Source organism: Plantactinospora solaniradicis, from assembly GCF_042658085.1.
GTDB classification, from domain to species: domain Bacteria; phylum Actinomycetota; class Actinomycetes; order Mycobacteriales; family Micromonosporaceae; genus Plantactinospora; species Plantactinospora solaniradicis.
Window position 1 is genome coordinate 381,039 of the sequence record NZ_JBHSPR010000037.1, and the last position, 21,840, is coordinate 402,878.

A 21,840-nucleotide genomic window follows, 5' to 3' on the forward strand; every position below is an offset into this window, starting at 1 on the left:
CGAGGAGTCGGGTTCAGATCTCGTCGATCAGATCCGCGACCGACGCGACGATCCGGGACGGCCGGTACGGATACCGTTCGGCCTCGGTCCGGGTGCTGATCCCGGTGAGCACCAGTACGGTCTGCAGCCCGGCCTCCAGTCCGCAGAGGATGTCGGTGTCCATCCGGTCGCCGATCATCGCCGTCGTCTCGGAGTGCGCGTCGATGGTGTTCAGCGCCGAACGCATCATCATCGGGTTGGGCTTGCCGACGAAGTAGGGCTCCACCCCGGTCGCCTTGGAGATCATGGCCGCGACCGAGCCGGCGGCGGGCAGCGCGCCCTCCGTCGACGGGCCGGTCGGATCGGGGTTGGTGCAGATGAACCGCGCCCCTCCGTCGATCAGCCGCACCGCCTTCGTGATCGCCTCGAAGCTGTACGTCCGGGTCTCGCCCAGCACCACGTAGTCGGGGGCGAAGTCGGTCAGCACGTAGCCGACGGCGTGCATCGCCGTGGTGAGACCCGCCTCACCGATCACGTACGCCGTACCGCCGGGCCGCTGGTCGGCCAGGAACTGGGCGGTGGCCAGCGCGGCGGTCCAGATCGCGTGCTCGGGAACGTCGAACCCCATCCGGTTCAACCGGGCCTGCAGGTCCCGGGCCGTGTAGATCGAGTTGTTCGTGAGGACCAGGAACGGCTTGCCCGAGGAACGGAGCCGGCTGATGAACTCGGGCGCTCCGGGCACCGGCTGCCCCTCGTGCACCAGCACGCCGTCCATGTCGGTGAGCCAGCTCTCCACCGGCTTGCGATCGGTCATGGCCGCTCCTCGCCTCGCTCGTCGCCCCCATGACCTGCTCGACCGGGCAGACCGATGACCTCGCTCCGCTCGGTCATGCCCGGCCTCCGGGCCGGACAACTCGCTGGCTGCTCTGGTTCATCGCTCTCCTGGTTCGGGGCGGAAGGATCCGGGTCCACCGGCCGGTCGGTCCGGGCGGACCGGGGTCGGAGTCGGACCCGGAATCGGAATCGGATGCGGGCTCGGGCTGCGGGTCGGTCAGGGCCGCCGGACCGGCAGGCAGCAGCCGTCCGGACAGGTGTCCCAGGCGGGCAGCGTACCCAGCCGACGTCGCGGGGCCGTATCGGCCGGGTTAAGCCGCTCCGTCACCAACTCCCGAACCATCGACACGAACCTCGGATCCGTGCCGGGAGTTCCGGCGCGGACGAAGTCCAGGCCGAGTTGTTTTGCGGTGGCGGCTGCCTCGGTGTCCAGATCCCAGACCACTTCCAGGTGATCGGAGACGAACCCGATGGGGCTGACCACGACCGAGGTCACACCCTCGGCGGCGAGCGCACGTAGGTGGTCGTTCACGTCCGGCTCCAGCCACGGCACCTGGGGCGGGCCGGACCGGCTCTGCCAGACGAGGTCGTACGGCAGGTCCGGAGCCACCCGCTCGGCCACCAGCCCGGCCGTCTCGCGCAACTGCGCCTCGTACCGGCCGCCCTCGGGGCCGGCGGAGGCGGCCATCGCGACCGGGATCGAGTGGGCGGTGAAGACCAGTCGGGTGCTCTCCCGCCGGTCGGCGTCGAGGGTGGCCAGCGCGGCGGCGACCGCGGCGGCGTGTGGCTCGACGAACCCGGGGTGGTCCCAGTACTGGCGCAACTTGTCGATCTTCGGGGCGTCCGGTCCGACCGCCGACCGCGCGGTCGCGATGTCCTCGAGGTACTGCCGGCAGGACGAGTAGCCGCCGTAGGCGCTGGTGACGAAGCCGAGGGCGGAGCGGATGCCGTCGTGGTGCATCTGGGCCACCGTGTCGGCGAGCATCGGATGCCAGTTCCGGTTGCCCCAGTAGACCGGCAGGTCGAGCCCGTGCGCGGCGAAGTCGGTCCGGATCGCGGCGAGCAGGTCCCGACACTGCTGGTTGATCGGCGAGACACCGCCGAAGTGCTGGTAGTGCTCGGCGACCTCGGCCAGCCGGTTCGGCGGCACGTTCCGGCCCCGGGTCACGTTGGCGAGGAACGGCAGCACGTCCTCGGGCCGCTCCGGCCCGCCGAACGAGATCAGCACCACGGCGTCGTACGACATACCGCCATTCTCCCCGCCCCACCGATGTGCTTGGAGGGGGCCCTTCCTATACAGAAAACGATAAGAAGGGGCCCTTCCTTACACCTCAGCTGCCGGCGCCGAGGGCGTGGTAGCCGCCGTCGACGTGCACGATCTCACCGGTGGTGGCCGGGAACCAGTCGGAGAGCAGGGCCAGGCAGGCACGGGCCGCCGGCTCCTGGTCGGAGAGGTCCCAGCCCAGCGGAGCCCGCTGCGCCCAGGCGTCCTCGAACTGCTCGAAGCCGGGGATGGACCTGGCCGCCATGGTGCGGAGCGGTCCGGCCGAGACCAGGTTGCTCCGGATCCCCTTCGGGCCCAGGTGCAGCGCCAGGTAGCGGGACGCCGACTCCAGCCCGGCCTTGGCCACGCCCATCCAGTCGTACACCGGCCAGGCCTTGGTGGCGTCGAAGGTGAGCCCGACCACGGAACCGCCGGGGCTCATCAGCGGGAGCGCGGCCACGGCCAGCGACTTGTAGGAGTACGTCGAGACGTGCACCGCGGTCGCCACGTCCTCCCACGGTGCGTCCAGGAAGCCGCCACCCAGGCAGCTCGGGGGGGCGTACCCGATCGAGTGGACCACCCCGTCGAGCCCGTCGACGTGCTCGCGGACCCGGTCCGCCAGCCCGGCGAGCTGCTCGCTGTTGGTCACGTCCAGCTCGATCACCGGCGCGGGCTCGGGTAGCCGCTTCGCGATCCGCTCGACCAGGGACATCCGGCCGAAGCCGGTGAGTACGACCGTGGCGCCGTTCTCCTGGGCGAGCTTCGCCACCGAGAACGCGATCGACTGGTCGGTGATGACACCGGTGACGAGCAGCCGCTTGCCGGCCAGCAGTCCAGACACGTGAAGATCCCTCCATACCCTCGTGGTCCCCCGCGTCCCGTGGCCGGACCGGGTCTGTCCCGGCCGACCGACGGTGCCTGGGCGATTGTGTCAGTCAGTGCCCCATGCCGAGGCCGCCGTCCACCGGGATGACCGCCCCGGAGATGTAGCCGGCGGCGTCGGAGGCCAGCCAGGTGACCACGCCGGCCACCTCGTCCGGAGTGGCCATCCGGCCGGCCGGAATCGCCTTGCGGATCTCGGCCTTGCGCTCGTCGGAGAGCACGGCGGTCATGTCGGTGTCGATGAAGCCGGGCGCGACCACGTTGGCGGTGATGTTCCGGCTGCCCAGCTCCCGGGTGATCGACCGGGCCACCCCGACCAGACCCGCCTTGCTCGCCGCGTAGTTGACCTGGCCGGCGCCACCGGCCAGTCCGACCACCGAGGAGACGAAGATCATGCGACCCCACCGGGCCCGGAGCATCTTCGACGAGGCCCGCTTGGCGCACCGGAACGCCGCGGTCAGGTTCGCGTCGATCACGCTGGTGAACTGCTCCTCGGACATCCGCATCAGCAGCGTGTCGGCGGTGATCCCGGCGTTGTTGACCAGCACCTCGACCGGGCCCAACTCCGCCTCGACGGCCGAGAACGCCTCGTCGACCTGGGCACTGTCGGTGACGTCACACCGCACCCCGAACAGGTCGGCGGGCGGGCTGCTGCCCCGGTGGGTGACCGCCACCCGGTCCCCCTGCTTGGCGAAGGCCTGCGCGATGGCCAGGCCGATGCCCCGGTTTCCTCCGGTCACCAGCACGGTTCGGGCCACGGTGTCCTCCTCACGGACGGTACGGACGCTGGGCACATGCGCACGCGGGCACGTACGCCACGTGCGGGTTGGAGACTAGGCGCTACCGGCAGGTAATCCGTAACCCGGGGGCGCCCTACCCGGTGTGCTACCCGGGTACTACCGGCAGGATCACACCACGGGGTCACGACGGGCACACTCCTGCGCCCGTACCCTGCCCTTGATGGAGGACGGGACCGGCGTGGTGCTCCGCGGCGCACTGGACGACCTGCGCCGGCTGCTGGTCGGGGCGGACTATCCGCCGTCCCCGCCGGTCGGCCCACCGGGATGGTGGCGACGGCGGTGGCGACGCCTGCGGCCGTTCCTGCTCCCGTTGCTGCTGCTCGCCATGATCGGCCTGAGCATCGCCGGGGTGCAGTACCTGACGGACGAGCGGGGACTGCTCGAGCCGCTGGCGATCCTGCTCGGGATCGGCGCCGTCCTGCCGGCGGCGCTGGCCCCGGTCCGGCCACTGCTCGCCTGGCGGGTCGCCTATCCGCTGCTCTACCTCGGTGTCATCGGCGCGCAGCGGGACGAGGCATGGCCGTGGAATCCGGTGCAGATCATCGGTTTCCTGTTCGTGTTGCTGGTGCTGGCCGCTCGCGCCGGTCCGGGGGTGGCAGCCTGGGCGGGACTGCTCAGCGTGCTGCCGGCGTACCTGTTCGTCGACGCCCCGGCGAACGCGCACGGCGTCGCCATCCTCTTCGTGGTCATCCTGATCGTCGGCGACCAGGTCCGGCGGCGCCGACAGAGTCAGCGGGCCCTGGCCGAGCAGGCCGAGCTGAGCGAGCTGGAGCAGGCCCGGCGGGCGGTGCTGGAGGAACGCACCCGGATCGCCCGGGAGATGCACGACGTGGTGGCCCACCACATGTCGATGATCGCGGTACAGGCGGAGACCGCCCCGTACCGGCTGACCGGACTGGCGGAGCCGGCCCGTGCCGAGTTCACCGCGATCGCCGGCTCGGCCCGGGAGGCGCTGACCGACATGCGCCGGCTGCTGGGCGTGCTGCGCAGCGAGTCGGCCGTGCCGGAGACCGCGCCACAGCCCGGCCTGGCCGACGTACCGGAGCTGGTCGAGGCGGCCCGCCGGGCGGGCATGTCGGTGACGGTCACCACCGGGCCGGCCCCCGAGGCCGAGGTGTCCCGGGCGGCCGCGACCCGGCCGGTGCCCGAGGCGGTCGGGCTGGCCGCGTACCGGATCATCCAGGAGGCCCTGGCCAACGCCGGCCGGCACGCCCCGGGCACGACCGTCCGGGTGTCGATGAGCGCGGACGACGAGGCCCTGACGGTCGACGTCCGCAACGACCCGACCGGAGCGCCCGACCCGGCGGCCGGGCCCGACGGCAGCGCCGGGGGCGGCGGGCACGGGCTTACCGGGATGCGGGAGCGGGCCCGGCTGCTCGGCGGCCGGTTCACCGCCGGACCGACCGGCGATCACGGGTACGCGGTGACCGCGTACCTGCCCTACGACGCGGAGGCGTCCGGATGATTCGGGTACTGATCGCCGACGACCAGGCGATGGTCCGGCAGGGGTTCGGCGCGCTGCTGGCCGCCCAGCCCGATCTGCTGGTGGTCGGCGACGCCGCCAACGGGTCGGAGGCGGTCACCGCCGCCCGCCGGTTGGATCCCGACGTCGTGCTGATGGACATCCGGATGCCGGTGCTGGACGGGCTGGCCGCCACCCGGCAGCTCGTCGGGGACCGTCCGGATTCGGCCCGGCCCCGGGTGCTGATCCTGACCACCTTCGACCTGGACGACTACGTCTACGAGGCGCTGCGGGCCGGAGCGAGCGGGTTCCTGCTCAAGGACGCGCCGGCCGCCGACCTGGTGCACGCGGTCCGGGTCGTCGCCGCCGGTGACGCGCTGCTGGCACCGGCGGTGACCCGCCGGCTGATCGCCGAGTTCGCCGCCCGGCCCGACCGGGCCCGGCCCCGACCGACCACCCTGGCCGCGCTCACTCCCCGGGAGACCGAGGTGCTGCGGCTGATCGCGCGCGGCCGGTCCAATGCCGAGATCGCCGCGGAGTTGGTGGTCGCCGAGCAGACCGTCAAGACCCACGTCGGGCGGATCCTCGGCAAGCTGAACCTGCGCGACCGGGCCCAGGCGGTCGTCCTCGCGTACGAGTCGGGTCTGGTCGCGGCCGGGGAGTAGCCCTCCGGTAGCCCACCCAGGACCACTCCGTGGCGTGACGCGCCACCGGTACCCGGCTCCGCATTCTTTCTCCGGTATCGACCGGAGGGAGACGGCGGATGAGATGGCGATCAGCGGTACGGGGCACGGTGGCGGGCCTGTTGGCCCTGGGGCTGCTCGTGCCACCGCCACCCGCCGGGGCGGCACAGGTTGCGGCGGGGTCGGCCCGGTTCGTGGACGCCTACCCGGACGTCGCCGCGACGATGCGGGCGGCCGGAACGCCGTACGCCGACTGGGTCGCCGCCGGCCGGTCCTTTCTCGCCTTCGATCCGCGCGGCGACGGGCTGGCGGTGGAGGTGCTCGGCGACCTCGGCACCGCGGACCGGATCGCCGTGCTGGTGCCCGGGGTGGACACCACGCTGCGGGACTTCGACCGTGGACTCGGCGGGGTGACCCGGCGAGCGCCGTCGGTCCAGGCCCGGACCCTGTACGACGAGATCCGGGCCGCCGAACCCGACGCACGGGTGGCGGTGCTGGCCTGGCTGGGCTACGACCCTCCGAACGGGTTGGGTCGGGCGGCGGCCAGGGAGGACACCGCCCGATCCGGAGCCCGGGCCCTGCTCGACCTGGTCCGGACGCTGGCCAGGCACCGCCCGGCCGCCACGGTCACCCTGATCGGGCACAGCTACGGCGCACTGGTGATCGGGCTCGCCGCGTCGGCACTACCGGCCCAGGTCACCCAACTCGTGACCGTGGGTGGGGTCGGGATGGGCGTGGACGAGGTCGGCGAGTTGCGCACCGGCGCGACCGTCTGGGCCGCCGAGGCGCCGGACGACTGGATCCGCTGGTTGCCGCCGCTCCGGATACTCGGATTCGGGCACGGTGTCCGGCCGGCGGCCCCGGGGTTCGGCGCCCGGCGGATGCCGGTCGACGGGGTGACCGGACACGACGGCTACCTGGTGTCGGGCACCGCCACGCTGCACGCGATGGCCCTGCTCACGCTCGGCCGGACCGGGTCGGCAACCGGGACGGCGGTGGCGGCCCGATGAGCACCGTGCAACGGCAGCAGGCTCCGGTCACGCGGCACCGGGACGTCGACGGGCGGGATCGCGGCATCGACGGGCGGGATCGCGGGATCGACGGGCTGCGGGCGTACGCGATCGGGGGTGTGGTGCTCGGACACTGGCTGGTGACCGCGCTGGTGCTGGCCCCGGGCGGCGCGCTGCGGCCGGCCAGTCCGCTGATCGCGATGCCGGAACTGGTGCCGGCGACCTGGCTGTTCGAGACGCTCGGGCTGTTCTTCTTCGTCAGCGGCTACGGCTCGGCCAGGTCCCTGCGCTCGGCCACCGACCGTGGACTGGGGACGGCTGACTGGCTGCGGCGGCGGCTCGGTCGGCTGGTCCGGCCGGTGCTGCTGCTGCTCGGCGGCTGGATGGCGGCGCTGGCCGTCGCCGCGATGCTCGGCACCCCGGCCGCGACCCTGCGGACCGCCGCCATGCTGGTGGTCAGTCCACTGTGGTTCCTGTTGCCGATGGTGGTGCTGATCGTCCTGACCGGTCCCCTGTCCCGGGCACTGCACCGGTACGGACCACTGCGGTTGAGCATCGCGGCGGTGGCCCTGGTCGCCCTCGGCGATCTGGCCGGACGGAACCTGTCGGACACCCGAAACTGGCCGGTGCCGCTGCCCGGCGACGGGAGTTGGCGGGTACCGGTCGCCGTGCTCGCCGCCTGGCTGGTGCCGTACCTGCTCGGCATGGCACTGGCCGGCGGTCGGCTCGGCGACCGGCGTACCGGGTGGTGGCTGTTGCTGGGCGGAGCGGCCGGGATGACCGGCCTGGTGCTGTACGGCGGCTATCCGGCCAGCGCGGTCGGCGTGCCCGGGGACGGGATGTCCAACCTCGACCCGCCGTCGCTGTTCGCGGTCTCCCTGGCCCTCGCCCAGATCGGCGTGGCCGTGCTGATCCGGCCGGCCCTGGCCGGTTGGCTGGCCCGGCCCCGCCGGTGGCGACCGGTGCACCGGCTCAACACCGCCGCGATGGCCGTCTACCTGTGGCACCAGAGCATCCTGCTCGGGGTCACGGCACTCGCCGCGCTCGTCGCCCGGCTGGCCGGTGCCGGTGCCGTGCCCGGTCTGCACTCGGCGCCGGACGGGCCGGGCTGGGTGCTCGCCCGGCTGGCCTGGTTGCCACTGCTCGGCCTGGTCCTGGCGGTGCTGGTCGGACGACCGGCACGGCCGGTCCCAGGGTCTCCACCGCCGAGAGTCGGCAACCCGTCGACCGGCTTCACCCCGACCGGTGGTGCGGGTGTACGATGATTGGCGTTCGAGGCTCGGCCGACAGGAGGAGGTGATCGCTGTGCGAGATAGCGATCCTCCTAGTCGTGGCCGGGCCTCTGGTCAGTCCGCCTGAGCCATTGACTTCCCTGGCCGACTGACCCAGCTTCGCTCCACACCGCATCCCAGGCCCTGCCGGCAGCTGTCCGGCACGCCGAGGGCTGCGCGCCTCGACGGCTGTCGCCGAGTTCGAGCGTGTGGAGCCTCCCGGTCACGACTTCGTGTGCGCGTCCGCTGATCCCCAGACCTCCCTGCCCGGCCCTGCGCCGACCCGGGACGTCTCAGTCGCCACCGGAGAGCAGAATCATGAACCGTTACGTCGCCCCACTGGGCTTCACCCTCGCCGCGGCCTGGATCGTCGTGGTCTTCATGCTGGTCCGCGCGACCCCGTGAGCACCGAACCCGTCACCTCGGTGCGTACCCGGCCGGGCCGGTAACCGGGAAACCGGCCGGGTACCTCGTACGACCGTGTCGGGCGTCAGAGCGCGCCTGCGCCGTCCGCCCGTCACACCAGTCGGGACGTCCAGATCAGGCTCATCCCCGCCGCGCAGAGCGCGAAGAGCAGCGCGATGCCCGCGTACCACTGGGTTATCTCCCGGGGTTCGGTGCGGAACCCGATCGAACTCCCCATGTCCTGGTACACCTGCTTCAGTTCGCTGACCGACGCCGCCTCGTAGAAGAAGCCCTGGGTGGTCTCGGCGAGTTCGGCGAGGGCCAACCGGTCGACCGGTACCCGCTGCACCTGGCCGCCGATGTCCACCTGGCCGGAGTCCGTGCCGAACGCGATGGTCGAGACCGGCACGTTGGCCGCCTGGGCGGCCGCACCGGCCTCCTCGACCGACCGCCCCGAGGTCCGGTAGCCGTCGGAGAGCAGCACGATCCGGGCCGGCGGGATGCCCTGGGCGCCGTCCGCCGGAACGGACCGGATCGCCTCCAGGCAGGTGAAGACCGCCTCGCCGGTGGCGGTCGCCTCGGCCAGCACCAGGCCATCGATCGCCTGGGTGACGGCCGGACGGTCCTTGCCGGGCGGTACCAGCACGTTCGCGGACTTGGCGAAGGACACCAGGCCCAGGTTGTAGGTAGGCGGAAGTTCGGCGACGAACTGCTTGGCCGCCTCCTGGGCCGCCTCCAACCGGTTCGGCGCCACGTCGTCGGCCTCCATCGACAGCGACACGTCGATCGCCAGCATGATGGTCGCCCGTTCCAGCGGCTCCTTCCGGTCCACCGAGGGCCGCGCCATCCCGGTGGCGAGGACAAGCAGACTCAGCAGGAAGACACCGGCGGCGGCGTGCCGGCGCCAGCCCAGCCCCTTGGGCGCGAGCGTACGCAGCAGTTCGACGTTGGTGAAGCGCAGCGCGTACGTGCGGCGGTGCAGTTGCCGCCAGACGTACGCCCCGGCGAGGGCGAGCACCGGCAGTACGGCCAGCAGCCACCATGGTTGCAGAAATCGAATCATCGAGTCGTCCCCCGGGTACGGGCGTGCCGCTGCGCGGCGACAAAGCGCACCATGTCCAGCAGCCAGTCGGAGTCGGTACGGAGCCGCAGGTGCGCCGCGCCGGCGGCCCGCAGCTCGTGGGCGATCGCGGCGCGCTGGGCGGCGGCCGCGGCGGCGTAACGACGCCGCAGGCGAGGGTCGGCGGTCTGCACCTCGTGCAGCTCACCGCTCTCGGGGTCGACGACGGCGAGCACCCCGACGTCCGGCAGCTCCAGCTCGCGGGGGTCGACGACCTCGATGGCGAGCACCTCGTGCCGGACCCCGAGCTTGCGCACCGGGCGTCCCCACTGCTCGGGCGGGGCCAGGAAGTCCGAGATCACCACGGCCATCCCGCGCCGCCTCGGCGGTCGGTTGAGCGCGTCGACCAGGGCGCCGAGATCGGTACGCCCGGGTCTGAGCTCCAGCCCGGCAATGGTCCTGAGCAGGCCCTGAGCCTCCTTGCGACCGGGCCGGGCCGGCAGTCGCAGGATGCCCGATCCGCCGGTCGTCAAGCCGGAGCCGGTGGCCCCGCCGGGACCGGTGCCGATCACCGCACCGATCCGGTTGCCGCCCCGCACCGTCAGGTGGGCGATCGCCGCCGCGGCGGCGACCACGAGTTCCCGCTTGAGCCAGCGGCCGGTGCCGAAGTCGAGGCTGGCGGAGAGGTCCACCGCCATCCAGCTCTCCAGCTCCCGGTCCGCGACCGTGCGCCGGACGTGCGGAACCGTGGTCCTGGCCGTCACCGGCCAGTCCATTCGGCGTACGTCGTCGCCGGGGCGGTACTCCCGGGACTCTCCCGCCTCGGTACCGGGCCCCGGCAGCAGGCCGAGGTAGTCGCCCTGGAGCAGCCCGTCCAGTTTCCGGGTGACGAGCAACTGCAACCGGGACAGTACGGCCTCGGCTCGGGCCGGATTCGGGTTGGTCGGCGTACCGCTCGTCATGCCGGCGGGCGTCCCGGCCACGTCGAACCGGCCGCCGGGCCCGGCGCGCCCGGCGTGGAGCCGAGCGGAAGACCGGAGGTGGGACCGACCGGGCTGGCGTTCTGCCGGGGCGCGACCGAGGGCAGCGGGATGGTGGACATCACCCGGTCGACGACGTGGTCGGCGGGGATGTTGTCGGCCAGCGCGTCGTAGCTGAGCACCAGCCGGTGCCGGAGGATGTCCGGCGCGATGTCCTGCACGTCCTGCGGCAGCGCGTAGTCACGGCCCCGCATCAGGGCGAGCGCACGGGTGGCGCGGACGATGCCGAGCGAGGCGCGGGGGCTGGCCCCGTACTGGATGAGCTGGGCCACGTCCGCCATGCCGTGCTCGGCCGGGGCGCGGGTGGCGAGCACCAGCCGTACCGCGTAGTCGACCAACGCGTTGTGCACGAACACCTGGTCGGCCTTCTGCTGCAACGTGACGAGCTCCAGCGGCGTGAAGATCGACGACGGCTCCGGCGGGCTGACGCCCATCCGGTAGACGATCTCCCGCTCCTCGGCGTCGGTGGGATAGCCGACGAGGATCTTCATCAGGAAGCGGTCCCGCTGCGCCTCGGGCAGCGGATAGACGCCCTCCTGCTCGATCGGGTTCTGGGTGGCCATCACCAGGAACGGGTTCGGCACCCGGTGCGTCTGCCCGCCGATCGAGACCTGCTGCTCGGACATCACCTCCAGCAGGGCCGACTGCACCTTGGCCGGTGCCCGGTTGATTTCGTCGGCGAGCAGGAAGTTGACGAACACCGGGCCGAGTTCGACGTCGAACTTCTCACTCGACTGCCGGTAGATCCGGGTACCCACGATGTCCGCCGGTACCAGGTCCGGAGTGAACTGCACCCGGGCGAACGTGCCGCCGACCACTCGGGCGAGGGTCTCGACGGCGAGGGTCTTGGCCACCCCCGGTACGCCTTCGAGCAGGCAGTGCCCCCGGGCCAGCAGGGCGACGAACATCCGCTCCACCATCCGGTCCTGCCCGACGATCACCCGCTTGACCTCGAACAGGGCGCGTTCGAGCAGGGTCGCGTCTTCGGCCGGGGTGGAGCCCGCGGCGGGGCCGGCACCCCCGACGTCGGGCGGGGTCTGGGCGTCGGGCGTGGTCGGCTGGGCCACCGGTCCTCCACAGCGGGGTCACGGAATCGAATGGGTCGGCGCGAGGCCGACGCCCCCAAGCCTCGCACGTCCGGCTGTGAGCCGACGAAGGGAGAACCGGATTTGCGGTTCCGAGCCACCGCAATCCGCGAAACGGCTCGGGATGGGTAGACATAGGGGGAGTTTCCATGTGTACGATGCAGCGAATCGCCGGGCGGCTCCCCCCGTGGCCGCCCGGCGATCTCTACACTGCGGCCGCCGTAGACTCGCCGCCGTGAGCGACACCTCCTCCGCAGAGCCGCACCGGATCTGCTCGGCCCGTGGCTGTCGGGCCCCGGCGGTCTGGGAACTGCGCTGGAACAATCCCCGGCTGCACACTCCCGAGCGCAGGAAGATCTGGCTCGCCTGCGCCGCGCACCGTGAGTCGCTCGGCGAGTTTCTCGGCGCGCGCGGGTTCCTTCGGGAGGTAGCACCGGCCGGCGGATCGCCTACGCTCGACACGTGAACGAGCGAGGCGGCAACCCGGGCGAACGGCGCGACCGACGGGTGAACGGGGCGGCGACGTGAGTGAGCACGGCGAGCAGTCGCCGGCCGGCGCCGTACCGCCCCGGCCGGCAGGCGGTCCCGTACCTCCGGAACCGGTAGGCGGTCCCGTACCGCCGGAGCAGCCGGGGGGCGGGCCGACGGATCCGCTGGAGCCGTGGCCGGACACCGTCCAATGGCAGCCCGTGTCCCAGGACCTGATCTGGGTGGAGGCGCTGCGGCTCGGTATCGGGATGCTGGTCGTGATCGTGGGTCTCCTGCTCGGCCTCGTCCTGACCGGCAGTTGGCCGTTCGGCCTCGCGCTCGGCCTGGCCGTCCTGCTGACCATCTGGCGGTTGCTGGTGATCGCGCGGGCGGTTCGGGCCTGGGGGTACGCCGAGCGCGACAACGACCTGCTCGTCCGGCACGGGCTGCTGGTCCGACGACTGTCGATCGTCCCGTACGCCCGGATGCAGTTCGTGGACGTCACCGCCGGGCCGCTGGAGCGGGCTTTCAAGCTCGCCACCGTGCAGTTGCACACCGCCGCGGCGGCGAGCGACGCCCGGGTGCCGGGCCTGCGGCCAGCCGAGGCGTCCCGGCTGCGGGATCGGCTCACCGCGCTCGGCGAGGACCGGGCGGAGGGCCTGTGACCACTGGCGACATCACCGAGCCCCGGCGGCGGCTGCATCCCCTGAGCCCGGTGCTGCAGTCGGCGAAGTCCCTGGTGGTGATCGTCGCGGCGCTCTCCTGGTCGACCCTGTCCCAGGTCGGGATCGGCTTCTTCAGCCTGCTGGTGGTGGTGCTCCTGGTCGGCGCCGTCGTGCTCTCGGTGATCAGTTGGTACAACACCGGCTACCACGTGGTCGGGCGGGAGTTGCGGATCCACGAGGGCCTGCTGTGGCGCCGGACCCGGGCCATTCCGCTGGAACGGTTGCAGTCGGTGGAGGTGGTACGACCGCTGCTCGCCCAGCTCACCGGCCTCGCCGAACTCCGGCTGGAGGTGGTCGGCGGCGGCAAGACGGAGGCACCGCTGGCGTACGTCACGGTCGCCGACGCGGTGGCCCTCCGGGAGCGCCTGCTGACGTTGGCCGGTCGGGCCCCGCATGCCGCACCGGCGTCGTTCACCGAGGCTCCGGAGTGGTCCGGAGCGGCGCCGTCCGAACAGTCCACGGTGGGACTGCCGAACCAGCCCGAGGCGGTGGGGCCGGGTCAGCCGGCGACCGGAGCCGGTCTGCCCGGAATACCGAACGTCGGCACGCCGCCCCCAGGTCGGCACCTGCACTCGGTATCCAACCGCAACCTGCTGATCAGTCAGCTCCTCACACCGCAGGCGTTCCTGCTGCCGTTCGGCGTCGCCTTCGTGCTGGCGCAGTTCTTCACCGAGGACTCCTGGTCGTTCATCGCCGTCGCCAGCACTCTCACCGCGATGGCCGGGGTGGTGCTGCAACCGATCCGGCGGGTGCTCGACGACTGGGACTTCCGGCTGGCCCGGGACGACTCGGCGTTGCGGGTCCGGCACGGCCTGCTGGAGACGCGGGCTCAGACCGTACCGCTGGACCGGTTGCAGGCGGTCGGGGCGACCTGGCCGCTGCTCTGGCGGATGAAGGGATGGCTGCGGCTGCGCCTCTCGGTGGCCGGCTACTCCAGCGGCGAGTTGGACGACCGCAAGAACCCGGACCGGCTGCTTCCGGTCGGTGACCTGGCCACGGCTCAGATGATCATGGCGGAGGTGCTTCCGGGCGTGAAGCTCGGCGGGGTGCTCACCCCACCCCCGGCCCGAGCCCGCTGGGTGCACCCGCTGGCCCGGACCTCGCTCGGCGCCGGCCTCTCGGCGCGGGTGTTCGCGGTCCGCTCCGGGCTGCTGACCCGGGAACTCCTCGTCGTGCCGTACGCCCGGATCCAGAGCGTCCGCGTGGTACAGGGTCCGCTGCAACGGCGGCTGCGGCTGGCCACCGTCTACGCCGACACCGCCGGCGGTCCGGGCGCGGCGGCCCGGGACCGTGACATACACGAGGCCTGGGCGCTGGCGGCGGAACTCACCGCGCGGGCCCGGTCGGCCCGGCTCACCGGCCGAGGGTGAGCGCCGAGTTCGACGGCGGTGGGTGAGCGCGCCCGGCTCACCGGCGGTGGGTGAGCGCCAGGCTCACCGGCGGTGGGTAAGCTCCCGGTCCGGCTCCGAGCCGGGGCCCGGCTCCTGGTCGGTCTCGTCCGGGCCGGAGCGCTGCGCACCGACCGGGGCGGGCGGCGGGTCCACCGGCTCCGAGCCGGCGGTCGCCGGCTCCGGCCCGGTCGGGCGGCGTCGGGCCTTGCGGGCCGCCCACCAGCGTTCGGCGAGCCCGACGACCAGGAAGGTCAGCCCCACGTACGCCCAGCCGACCAGTACGTCGATCACGTAGTGCTCACCGGCGTAGACCAGGGTGAAGGTCATCGCCAGCGGATAGCAGAGCAGCAGCGGCCACCAGCGTCGCCGGGTCACGCCGAGGAAGAAGACGACCACGAAGAGTGCCCAGGCGGTGTGCAGCGACGGCATCGCGGCCACCGGGTTCGAGGCGATCTGGCCGGCGTTGAGCAGGTTGCCGGCGCCGTGCATGCCGAACTCCCGCCAACCCCGGGTGGAGATCCGGGCGACCTCCTCCAGCATCCCGTACTGGGCGGCCCACCAGGGCGGCGCGGCCGGGTAGATGAAGTAGGTGACCAGGCCACTGGCGCAGAGGAAGCCCCAGCGGCGCATGAACGCCGCCCAGCGGGCCCGCTCCCGGAGCCAGAGCACCACCGCGGCGGTCAGGGTGACCACGAAGTGCGAGAAGTACACCCAACTGACTCCGACGTCCCACCAGTGGATGGCGTCGGGGTCGTAGAGGTGCTGTTGCAGCCAGATGGTCGGCACCTGGCCGTCCATGGCCCAGCCGAACATCCACCGGTCGGCGACGATCAACTCCATGGCGTGCGGCGTCGCCCCGTTGTCCGCGAAGCCACGGGACAGGTTGTAGAGGGCCAGCAGCACCACCACGGGCAGCCAGTCCCGGGCGAAGCCCAGGTGGGTTCGCCAGGGCCGGTCGCTGCGCCACGCGATGGTGGCGGCCCAGAGCCAGGCGAAGGCGTACAGCGGGTCGGTCGGCAGGCCGATCAGGAACCAGCCGGCGACGAAGGCCACGGCCCAGATCGACATGGCGACGAGCCGACGACGACGGAGGCCTTCCGGCACCGGTGGGCCGGGCGGCGACGCGGGCGGGGTGTCGGTAACGGTAACGAGCATCGCCCACCAGGTTAACGGCGCCACTACGGAGGACTGCGGGAGGGACGACGGCACCGCGCCGAGCGGTCGACGGCCGCCGCTACCGCACGGCTACCGGCAGGCAGAGAAGGCGGATTTCGCTTAATTCGGACAATACGCCCCTTCGGCCACTTACGATTTCCGAGAATTCGCTGAATATCAGTCGGCCGGAGAGCAATGGCGGCACCGTCCAAACAAGAAGAGCTTTCGGTGTCACAGGTGTCGTCCTTCCGCCCTGACATCGAGGGCATGCGAGCGCTCGCCGTCATCCTGGTGGCGCTTTACCACTGCGGTACGCCGGGATTCGACGGCGGCTTCGTCGGAGTCGATGTCTTTTTCCTGATCTCCGGCTACCTGATCACCGGACTCCTGATCAAGGAGCGACAGACAACCGGGCGAATCAACCTGCGCCGGTTCTACGCCCGGCGCGTACGCCGGCTGCTGCCCGCGTCGATCGTGGTGGCGCTCGCCACCTTCGGCCTGGCAAAGCTCGTCCTGTCACCGTTGGGACTGCTCGATCTGCGCCGGGACGCCCTTGCCACACTCGGCTACCTGGCCAATTACTGGTTCGCGCTTCGGAACACTGACTACCTGCACGATCACGCCGGGGCGTCGCTGTACCAGCAGTACTGGTCCCTGGCGGTGGAGGAGCAGTTCTACCTCGTCTGGCCGGTGCTGCTCATCGCCGGTTGCCTCGTGCTGAACCGGCTCGGAGTCATCACCGCGGCCCGGGTGGTGATCGCCAGTGTGCTCGCCGCGTCGTTCGCGTTGAGCGTCGTCCTGACGACGTCCGCCCAGCCGTGGGCGTTCTTCAGCCTGCCGACCCGCGCCTGGGAACTGGCCGCCGGCGGTCTGCTCGCCCTCTTCCTCGGTCGAGTGGGTTCCTGGCCGGCACCGCTGGCGCAGGCCCTTGGTTGGTGCGGGCTTCTGCTCATCCTCGTCGCGCCGCCGCTGCTGGTGGAAATCGCGACATTTCCGGGGTGGGCCGCAGCCGTACCGGTGATCGGGGCGGTCCTGGTGATCTCCGCCGGCACACGTCATCGCGGGCCGCTCCAGACGGCGCTCGCCAGCGCTCCGCTGACCTTCATCGGCCGGCTGTCGTACTCGATCTACCTGTGGCACTGGCCCCTGCTGGTCCTGGCCGGCGGAGTCCGTGGCGGTTCGCTGCCCTGGTCGGCCCGGGGAGCCGTACTCGCCGGGACCGTGGTCGTCGCGTGGCTGACCTATCGACTGGTGGAGAATCCGCTACGGCATCAACGCTGGCTCAGCGCGAGGCCCGGGTGGTCGATTGCCGCCGGTGCCGCCAGCACCGCCGTCGGCGCGGCCGCCGCCGTCCTGATCGCGATGCCACCGGTCCTCCACGTCGATCGCACGGCCGAGCCCGTCGCCGGCTCCGGGCGGGACGACTGGACCAGCTACGTCCCGAGCAACCTCACCCCTCCCCTGCAGTCCGCCGGGGCCAACTTCCCGTCGGTCTTCTCCGACGGCTGCCACGCCGACTTCCGCGACGTGGTCGTCCACGACTGCGTGTACGGGCGGGCCGGTTCGGACGTCACCGTGGTCCTGTTCGGCGATTCACATGCCGCCCAGTGGTTTCCGCCGCTGAGAGCGGTCGCCGACCGGCACGGGTTCCGGCTCGTGTCGCTGACGAAGTCCGGATGTCCGAGCGCGAGCGTACGCAAGACGAGCAATTATCTCGGCCGGGAATACCACGAGTGCGACGAATGGCGCTCCCGAGCCCTGGACCGGATCGTCAGGGAGCAGCCCGAACTGGTGGTCATTGCGAACAGTACGAACGCCACACACGATGGAATCGTTCCGAAGGAGGAGTGGCTGGCCGGCATGGGAAAGACTCTCGACCGGCTCTCCTTCCTACCACGTCTGACGGTGCTGGCGGACACCCCCTATGCCGACGCCGACGTCCCGAGCTGCCTGTCGGCACGGCTCTCTGCCGCGTTGTCCTGCACCCTTTCCCGAGCCACCTCCGTCAACGCCGACTTCAGTCGGGGCGAGGCAGAATTGGTACGCGGCAGGGGTCGCCAGGTGCGCGACCTCAACGATTACCTCTGCTCCGCGCAGGAATGTCCCGCCATCATCGGCGACACCCTGGTCTACATCGACAGACACCATCTCAGCCCGCAGATCACCCTGGCGCTGAGCAACGTCATAGAACGGGACGTCCTGTCGAACGTCACCGCTTCCGGGCAGACGGAGCCCGACTAGCGCGGCCGGATGGGCCGCGCGCCGCCGGAACGGCTCGACCCGGCACCACTAGCAACTGGCTTGCTAGCGTAGTAACTCGATTGCTAGTGTCCCGGCATGTCAGTGTCCCGGATCCTCCTCGGACTGCTCGAACCCAGCTCACAGCACGGTTACGTGCTGCGGCGCCGCTACGACGAGTGGTTCGGCACCAGCCGGCCACTCAAGTCGGCCCAGGTCTACGCCACCCTGAACCGGCTCGACCGCGACGGGCTGATCAATCTCGCCGGGGTCGCCGCCGGAGTCGGCCCCGACCGTCGGGTCTACGCCATCAGCGAGGCCGGCGTCGTCGAGTTGGACCGCTGGCTCGACGAGCCGGACGTGCCCGAGGTGACCGGCAGCCGCAAGGTGCTCTTCGCCAAGGTGCTCATCGCGCTCTCCAGCGGTCGGCCCGCCGAGCCGATGCTCGACCGGCAACGCCAGGCACACCTGGCCCGGATGCGGGAGCTGCGCGCCCAACGGCAGGCCGGCGACCTGCTCGGGCAGCTCGACGCCGACTTCGAGATGTACCACCTCGACGCCGACCTGAAATGGATCGACGGCGCCGTCGCCCGGCTCCACCGGCTGGCGACGCTCGTACACCGCGCCGACGGCGCGGAGAAGGAGAACTGACGATGATCCTCCAGGGCAGCAACCTCGCCATCCGGTTCGGCCAGACCATCGCGCTGAACGGCGCCGACGTGGCGATCTCCCCCGGCGAGATCCTCGCCATCATGGGACCGTCGGGGTCGGGCAAGTCCACCCTGCTGCACGTGCTCGCCGGAATCCTCCGCCCCGAGCACGGCGAGGTACGCCTGGGCGACCAGCGGATCGACAACCTCTCCGACAGCCGGCGCAGCCGACTGCGGCTGCGGTCGTTCGGCTTCGTACTCCAGTTCGGCGACCTGGTACCCGAACTCTCGTTGCGGGAGAACGTCGAACTGCCGATGCGACTGCTCGCCGTACCGAAGGCAAAGGCCCGGGTACGCGGCACCGAACTGCTCCGGCACCTGGAGGTGGACGAGCTGGCCGACCGGCGCCCCGGCCAGGTCTCCGGCGGCCAGGCGCAGCGGGCCGCCGTCGCCCGGGCCCTGGCACACCGGCCGACCGTGATCTTCGCCGACGAGCCCACCGGGGCCCTGGACAGCGCCGCCGGTGAGGTGGTGCTGGACACCCTGACCGGACTGGCCCGCAAGGAGGGCAGCGCGGTCGTGATGGTCACCCACGAGGCCCGGGTCGCCGCGTACGCCGACCGCACCGTGTTCCTCCGCGATGGGCGGGTGGCCGCGTGAGGCGCTGGATCTGGCTCGGGCTGCGGCTCTCGATCGGCTCCGGCCGGGGCGGACTGCTGCGTACCGCGTTGATGTCGTCCGGCGCGGCGATCGGCGTACTGCTGGTGCTGGCGTCGTTCGCCACCGTCTCGGTCGCCGGGGCGCAACAGGAGCGGGCCCTGGCACGTACCCCGGTCTGGGACGAGAGCGGTGCGAGCCCGGCCAGCCTGCGGGTGTCGGACATCGAGGACGCGATCGGCGGTCGGGTGCTCCGCCGTACCGTGGTCTCGGGTGTCACCGCGACCAGCCCGCACCCACCCGGAATCGCCGCACTACCGCGGCCCGGGGAGATCGTGGTCTCCCCCGCGCTACGCGACCTGCTGGCCACCGACTCCCGGGCCGCCGGCCGGTTCCCGCAGCGGGTCGTCGGCACGATCGGCCCGGCGGGTCTGCTCGCCCCGGACGAGCTGATGGCGTACGTCGGCGCGGAGTTCGTCCCACCGACACCGGAGACGGCGCAGGCCCGGGAGAACCAACCGGTCACCAGCTTCGGCGGGCCACTGCGGTACGCCCTGGGTGCGCAGACGTTCGGTCCGGACGTGTTCACCCCGGCCCGGCTGCTCGCCGTCGCCTTCGGATTGTTCGTGCTGGTGCCGTTCGGCGCCTTCCTGGTCACCTGCGCCCGGCTGTCGGCGTCCACCCGGGACCGGCGGATCGCCGCGCTGCGCCTGCTCGGGGTCTCGGGTCGGCAGGCGACTCTGGTCAACGCGGTGGAGACCGGTGTGGTCACCGCCGGTGGCGCGTTGCTCGGCCTGTCCGCGTACGCGCTGCTGGGCCCGCTGTCCGAGGGTTGGCGGATCGGCCGGCTGTACTGGTACGCGGCCGACGTGTCGGTACCGGCGGCGGTGATCGGCGGCGTGCTCGCACTCACCGTGGCGTACGCGGTCGCGGTCGGGGTCTCCGCCACCTGGGCCGCCCGGACCAACCCCCTGGCGGTACGCCGGGACGCGCCGGGCAGTCGCCCCGGGCTGTGGCGGCTCGGGCCACTACTGGCCGGACTCGGCGGCGCGGCGCTGGCCGCCGTGCTCGGCCGGGACGATCCCGGGCGGACCGAGGCGTTTCTCTTCGCCGGCTCGCTGCTGCTGACCGGACTGGCGCTGCCGCTCGCCCTGCCCATCCTCGGGTACGGGGCCGCCGGCCTGCTCGCCCGGCTGCCACGTACCCCGGTCTGGCTGGAACTGGCCGCCGCCCGGCTGCGGCACGCGCCCGGGGTGGCGCCCCGGCTGGTCGCCGCGCTCACGGTGATGATCTACGTGGTCGGGTTGGGATCCCTCGGCGTGGGCCTGGTGGCCAACGACCGCGAACTCCTGCCGACCGGTGACCAGAGCGGTGCCCAGATGTACCAGATCCTCGGCGCCGAGACGATGCCGACCGACGACCTGCGGCAGATCCCCGGCACCCAACTCGTCGACCTGCGCAACCTTGAGGCCACCGTTGCCGGCCAGCCGGACAACGTGCTCCTCGGGACCTGCGCCGACCTCACCGGCATGTTTCGGCTCGGTGCGGGCGAGTCGTGCGTGGACGGCAGGAACTACCGGCTGGAGTTCGAACCGGCCAACTGGGGCAGGAGGCCGCTCGATCCCGGAACCGAGGTGGTCCTGGAGGGCGGCATCCAGACTCCGGCCCCCGAGCAGGTCCTCCACCTGGACATGAGGTTCAGCCTCGGCCAGAGCGGCACGATGCTGGTCACCCGGCAGGCGCCGGGCGCCGAGACTCTGTACGGCGCCGCGTCGTCCCGGCCACTGCTGGTCACCTCGGACCGGTCCACCGCCGACCGGGCCGCCCAACTGATCGCCGCCCGGTACCCGGCCGGCTATCTCAGCGGCGACCTCGGCGGGCAGCGGGGCTTCGACGGCAATCTCCTGGTGACGCTGCTGGTCGCCGGGCTGACCGTGAGTTTCGTGCTCGGCATCGGCGCGTTCGCCGCCGCCGCCGTCGACCGGACCATGGAACGCCGCCGCGACAACGCCACCCTCGCCGTGGTGGGTACCAGCCCGCGCACCATCACTGCCGGCGAGGTCGGGTTCGGTGCACTGCCGCTGGTGATCGGGCTCGTCCTGGCCAGCCTGGCGACCGTGACGCTGGCCGGCGTGCTGGCCGTGCTCAGCGATCTCGCCGTACGCCAGGTCCTCGACCGGATAGCTCCGACCCTGGGGCTCGCGGCCGGCGCGCTGGCGGCCGGGCTGGTGCTGATCGCGGTACCGGCCTGGCTGACCCAGCGGATCACCGCCGAGCAGCTACGCCGGCCCTGATCGGGGCGGGCCAGCGGGAACGGCCGGGTCCCGGGCCGGTCGGTGATCGCTGCGGCGACCCGACCCGCCCGGGGACCGGTGAGATCGAAGGGTGCGGGCCGGGTGGCCGGGTGTCGAGTGCCGGTCAGTGCCTGACCCGGCCGGCGACCTCCACCCCCGGCTGGACCCGACACCTCCGAAGTGGAATCGCCCGATAACGTTCGGTCAGCATCAGCCCTCTCTCGTCCATCAGGCGTTCCGCATGCGGCGAGGCCGACCAGACCGGACGGGGTGACCCGCAGCCCATGGAACCGGGAAGTTCAGGCGCCGGAACCCTCCGCACCGGGCTGTCGACCATCCGATCCTTTCGGCGCGGGTCAGCGCGTGTCGCCAATCGACGCAGTCGAAACATCTAGGCTCTGACCATGGAACAGCAGCGCCCCGTCGAGCCGGAGTCGGCCCGGGAGCCGGGATCGGGCCGGGAGACGGACCAGGGGACGGGTCAGCG

19 protein-coding genes are annotated in these 21,840 nt (G+C 72.0%); 11 read left to right on the forward strand and 8 right to left on the reverse strand.

Annotated features, from left to right (window positions below):
• Window positions 1–13: 13 nt before the first annotated feature.
• The 4 genes from ACFP2T_RS33085 to fabG form a co-directional block, all read right to left on the reverse strand.
• Window positions 14–793 (reverse strand): HAD-IIA family hydrolase, encoded by a 780-nt coding sequence (locus ACFP2T_RS33085; protein WP_192771022.1) that lies wholly within the window; start codon window positions 791–793, stop codon window positions 14–16.
• 237 nt (window positions 794–1,030) lie between these two features.
• The gene (locus ACFP2T_RS33090) at window positions 1,031–2,059 is read right to left on the reverse strand and encodes a ferrochelatase (RefSeq protein WP_377428740.1); all 1,029 of its coding nucleotides are present in this window, start codon (window positions 2,057–2,059) and stop codon (window positions 1,031–1,033) included.
• Window positions 2,060–2,144: 85 nt separating this feature from the next.
• Complete coding sequence (fabI, locus tag ACFP2T_RS33095; protein WP_377428742.1) at window positions 2,145–2,918, reverse strand: enoyl-ACP reductase FabI; 774 nt, start codon at window positions 2,916–2,918, stop codon at window positions 2,145–2,147.
• Window positions 2,919–3,012: 94 nt separating this feature from the next.
• Complete coding sequence (gene fabG, locus ACFP2T_RS33100; RefSeq protein WP_377428744.1) at window positions 3,013–3,717, reverse strand: 3-oxoacyl-ACP reductase FabG; 705 nt, start codon at window positions 3,715–3,717, stop codon at window positions 3,013–3,015.
• A gap of 202 nt (window positions 3,718–3,919) precedes the next feature.
• Here fabG and ACFP2T_RS33105 point away from each other — a divergent pair, with 202 nt between their 5' ends.
• From ACFP2T_RS33105 to ACFP2T_RS33120, 4 genes are all read left to right on the forward strand, one after another.
• Entirely contained in the window at window positions 3,920–5,224 is a 1,305-nt protein-coding gene (locus ACFP2T_RS33105) for a sensor histidine kinase (protein ID WP_377428746.1), read from the forward strand.
• Window positions 5,221–5,886, forward strand: a complete 666-nt coding sequence (locus ACFP2T_RS33110; RefSeq protein WP_377428748.1) for a response regulator — start codon at window positions 5,221–5,223, stop codon at window positions 5,884–5,886. The genes ACFP2T_RS33105 and ACFP2T_RS33110 overlap by 4 nt, the downstream gene beginning before the upstream one ends.
• A gap of 98 nt (window positions 5,887–5,984) precedes the next feature.
• Window positions 5,985–6,914 (forward strand): alpha/beta hydrolase, encoded by a 930-nt coding sequence (locus ACFP2T_RS33115; protein WP_377428750.1) that lies wholly within the window; start codon window positions 5,985–5,987, stop codon window positions 6,912–6,914.
• Complete coding sequence (locus ACFP2T_RS33120) at window positions 6,911–8,179, forward strand: acyltransferase family protein (RefSeq protein WP_377428752.1); 1,269 nt, start codon at window positions 6,911–6,913, stop codon at window positions 8,177–8,179. Before ACFP2T_RS33115 ends, ACFP2T_RS33120 begins: the two co-directional genes overlap by 4 nt.
• 523 nt (window positions 8,180–8,702) lie before the next feature.
• Here the strand turns inward: ACFP2T_RS33120 and ACFP2T_RS33125 are convergent.
• Genes ACFP2T_RS33125 through ACFP2T_RS33135 form a run of 3 tightly spaced genes read right to left on the reverse strand, consistent with a single transcriptional unit; the run spans window position 8,703 to window position 11,757 of the window.
• Entirely contained in the window at window positions 8,703–9,653 is a 951-nt protein-coding gene (locus tag ACFP2T_RS33125) for a VWA domain-containing protein (RefSeq protein WP_377428754.1), read from the reverse strand.
• Window positions 9,650–10,612 (reverse strand): DUF58 domain-containing protein, encoded by a 963-nt coding sequence (locus tag ACFP2T_RS33130; protein ID WP_377428756.1) that lies wholly within the window; start codon window positions 10,610–10,612, stop codon window positions 9,650–9,652. The genes ACFP2T_RS33125 and ACFP2T_RS33130 overlap by 4 nt, the downstream gene beginning before the upstream one ends.
• A complete protein-coding gene (locus ACFP2T_RS33135; RefSeq protein ID WP_377428758.1) occupies window positions 10,609–11,757 on the reverse strand; it encodes an AAA family ATPase in 1,149 nt (382 codons plus the stop codon). Before ACFP2T_RS33135 ends, ACFP2T_RS33130 begins: the two co-directional genes overlap by 4 nt.
• 253 nt (window positions 11,758–12,010) lie before the next feature.
• Here ACFP2T_RS33135 and ACFP2T_RS33140 point away from each other — a divergent pair, with 253 nt between their 5' ends.
• The 3 genes from ACFP2T_RS33140 to ACFP2T_RS33150 all read left to right on the forward strand — a co-directional run bounded on the left by ACFP2T_RS33140 (window position 12,011) and on the right by ACFP2T_RS33150 (window position 14,338).
• The gene (locus tag ACFP2T_RS33140) at window positions 12,011–12,241 is read left to right on the forward strand and encodes a hypothetical protein (protein ID WP_377428760.1); all 231 of its coding nucleotides are present in this window, start codon (window positions 12,011–12,013) and stop codon (window positions 12,239–12,241) included.
• 187 nt (window positions 12,242–12,428) lie between these two features.
• A complete protein-coding gene (locus tag ACFP2T_RS33145; protein WP_377428965.1) occupies window positions 12,429–12,908 on the forward strand; it encodes a PH domain-containing protein in 480 nt (159 codons plus the stop codon).
• Window positions 12,905–14,338, forward strand: coding sequence for a PH domain-containing protein (locus tag ACFP2T_RS33150; protein ID WP_377428762.1), 1,434 nt, complete (start codon window positions 12,905–12,907; stop codon window positions 14,336–14,338). The genes ACFP2T_RS33145 and ACFP2T_RS33150 overlap by 4 nt, the downstream gene beginning before the upstream one ends.
• A gap of 63 nt (window positions 14,339–14,401) precedes the next feature.
• Here the strand turns inward: ACFP2T_RS33150 and ACFP2T_RS33155 are convergent, their stop codons facing one another.
• Window positions 14,402–15,427 (reverse strand): phosphatase PAP2 family protein, encoded by a 1,026-nt coding sequence (locus ACFP2T_RS33155; protein WP_377428967.1) that lies wholly within the window; start codon window positions 15,425–15,427, stop codon window positions 14,402–14,404.
• Between the two features lie 315 nt (window positions 15,428–15,742).
• Between ACFP2T_RS33155 and ACFP2T_RS33160 the strand changes: the two genes are divergently transcribed.
• From ACFP2T_RS33160 to ACFP2T_RS33175, 4 genes are all read left to right on the forward strand, one after another.
• Complete coding sequence (locus ACFP2T_RS33160; RefSeq protein WP_377428763.1) at window positions 15,743–17,755, forward strand: acyltransferase family protein; 2,013 nt, start codon at window positions 15,743–15,745, stop codon at window positions 17,753–17,755.
• A 96-nt stretch (window positions 17,756–17,851) separates the two neighbouring features.
• The gene (locus ACFP2T_RS33165) at window positions 17,852–18,403 is read left to right on the forward strand and encodes a PadR family transcriptional regulator (protein ID WP_377428765.1); all 552 of its coding nucleotides are present in this window, start codon (window positions 17,852–17,854) and stop codon (window positions 18,401–18,403) included.
• Window positions 18,404–18,405: 2 nt separating this feature from the next.
• Entirely contained in the window at window positions 18,406–19,062 is a 657-nt protein-coding gene (locus tag ACFP2T_RS33170) for an ABC transporter ATP-binding protein (RefSeq protein WP_377428767.1), read from the forward strand.
• Window positions 19,059–21,353, forward strand: coding sequence for an FtsX-like permease family protein (locus ACFP2T_RS33175; RefSeq protein ID WP_377428769.1), 2,295 nt, complete (start codon window positions 19,059–19,061; stop codon window positions 21,351–21,353). Before ACFP2T_RS33170 ends, ACFP2T_RS33175 begins: the two co-directional genes overlap by 4 nt.
• Window positions 21,354–21,840 lie beyond the last annotated feature (487 nt).

Excerpts from the sequence above, each read along its gene's own strand:
- ACFP2T_RS33125 (WP_377428754.1), bottom strand. The coding sequence starts at position 9,653 with ATGATTCGATTTCTGCAACCATGGTGGCTGCTGGCCGTACTGCCGGTG.
- ACFP2T_RS33090 (WP_377428740.1), bottom strand. The coding sequence starts at position 2,059 with ATGTCGTACGACGCCGTGGTGCTGATCTCGTTCGGCGGGCCGGAGCGG.
- ACFP2T_RS33165 (WP_377428765.1), top strand. The coding sequence starts at position 17,852 with ATGTCAGTGTCCCGGATCCTCCTCGGACTGCTCGAACCCAGCTCACAG.
- ACFP2T_RS33085 (WP_192771022.1), bottom strand. The coding sequence starts at position 793 with ATGACCGATCGCAAGCCGGTGGAGAGCTGGCTCACCGACATGGACGGC.
- ACFP2T_RS33115 (WP_377428750.1), top strand. The coding sequence starts at position 5,985 with ATGAGATGGCGATCAGCGGTACGGGGCACGGTGGCGGGCCTGTTGGCC.
- ACFP2T_RS33130 (WP_377428756.1), bottom strand. The coding sequence starts at position 10,612 with ATGACGAGCGGTACGCCGACCAACCCGAATCCGGCCCGAGCCGAGGCC.
- ACFP2T_RS33110 (WP_377428748.1), top strand. The coding sequence starts at position 5,221 with ATGATTCGGGTACTGATCGCCGACGACCAGGCGATGGTCCGGCAGGGG.
- ACFP2T_RS33105 (WP_377428746.1), top strand. The coding sequence starts at position 3,920 with ATGGAGGACGGGACCGGCGTGGTGCTCCGCGGCGCACTGGACGACCTG.
- ACFP2T_RS33120 (WP_377428752.1), top strand. The coding sequence starts at position 6,911 with ATGAGCACCGTGCAACGGCAGCAGGCTCCGGTCACGCGGCACCGGGAC.
- ACFP2T_RS33155 (WP_377428967.1), bottom strand. The coding sequence starts at position 15,427 with ATGTCGATCTGGGCCGTGGCCTTCGTCGCCGGCTGGTTCCTGATCGGC.
- ACFP2T_RS33170 (WP_377428767.1), top strand. The coding sequence starts at position 18,406 with ATGATCCTCCAGGGCAGCAACCTCGCCATCCGGTTCGGCCAGACCATC.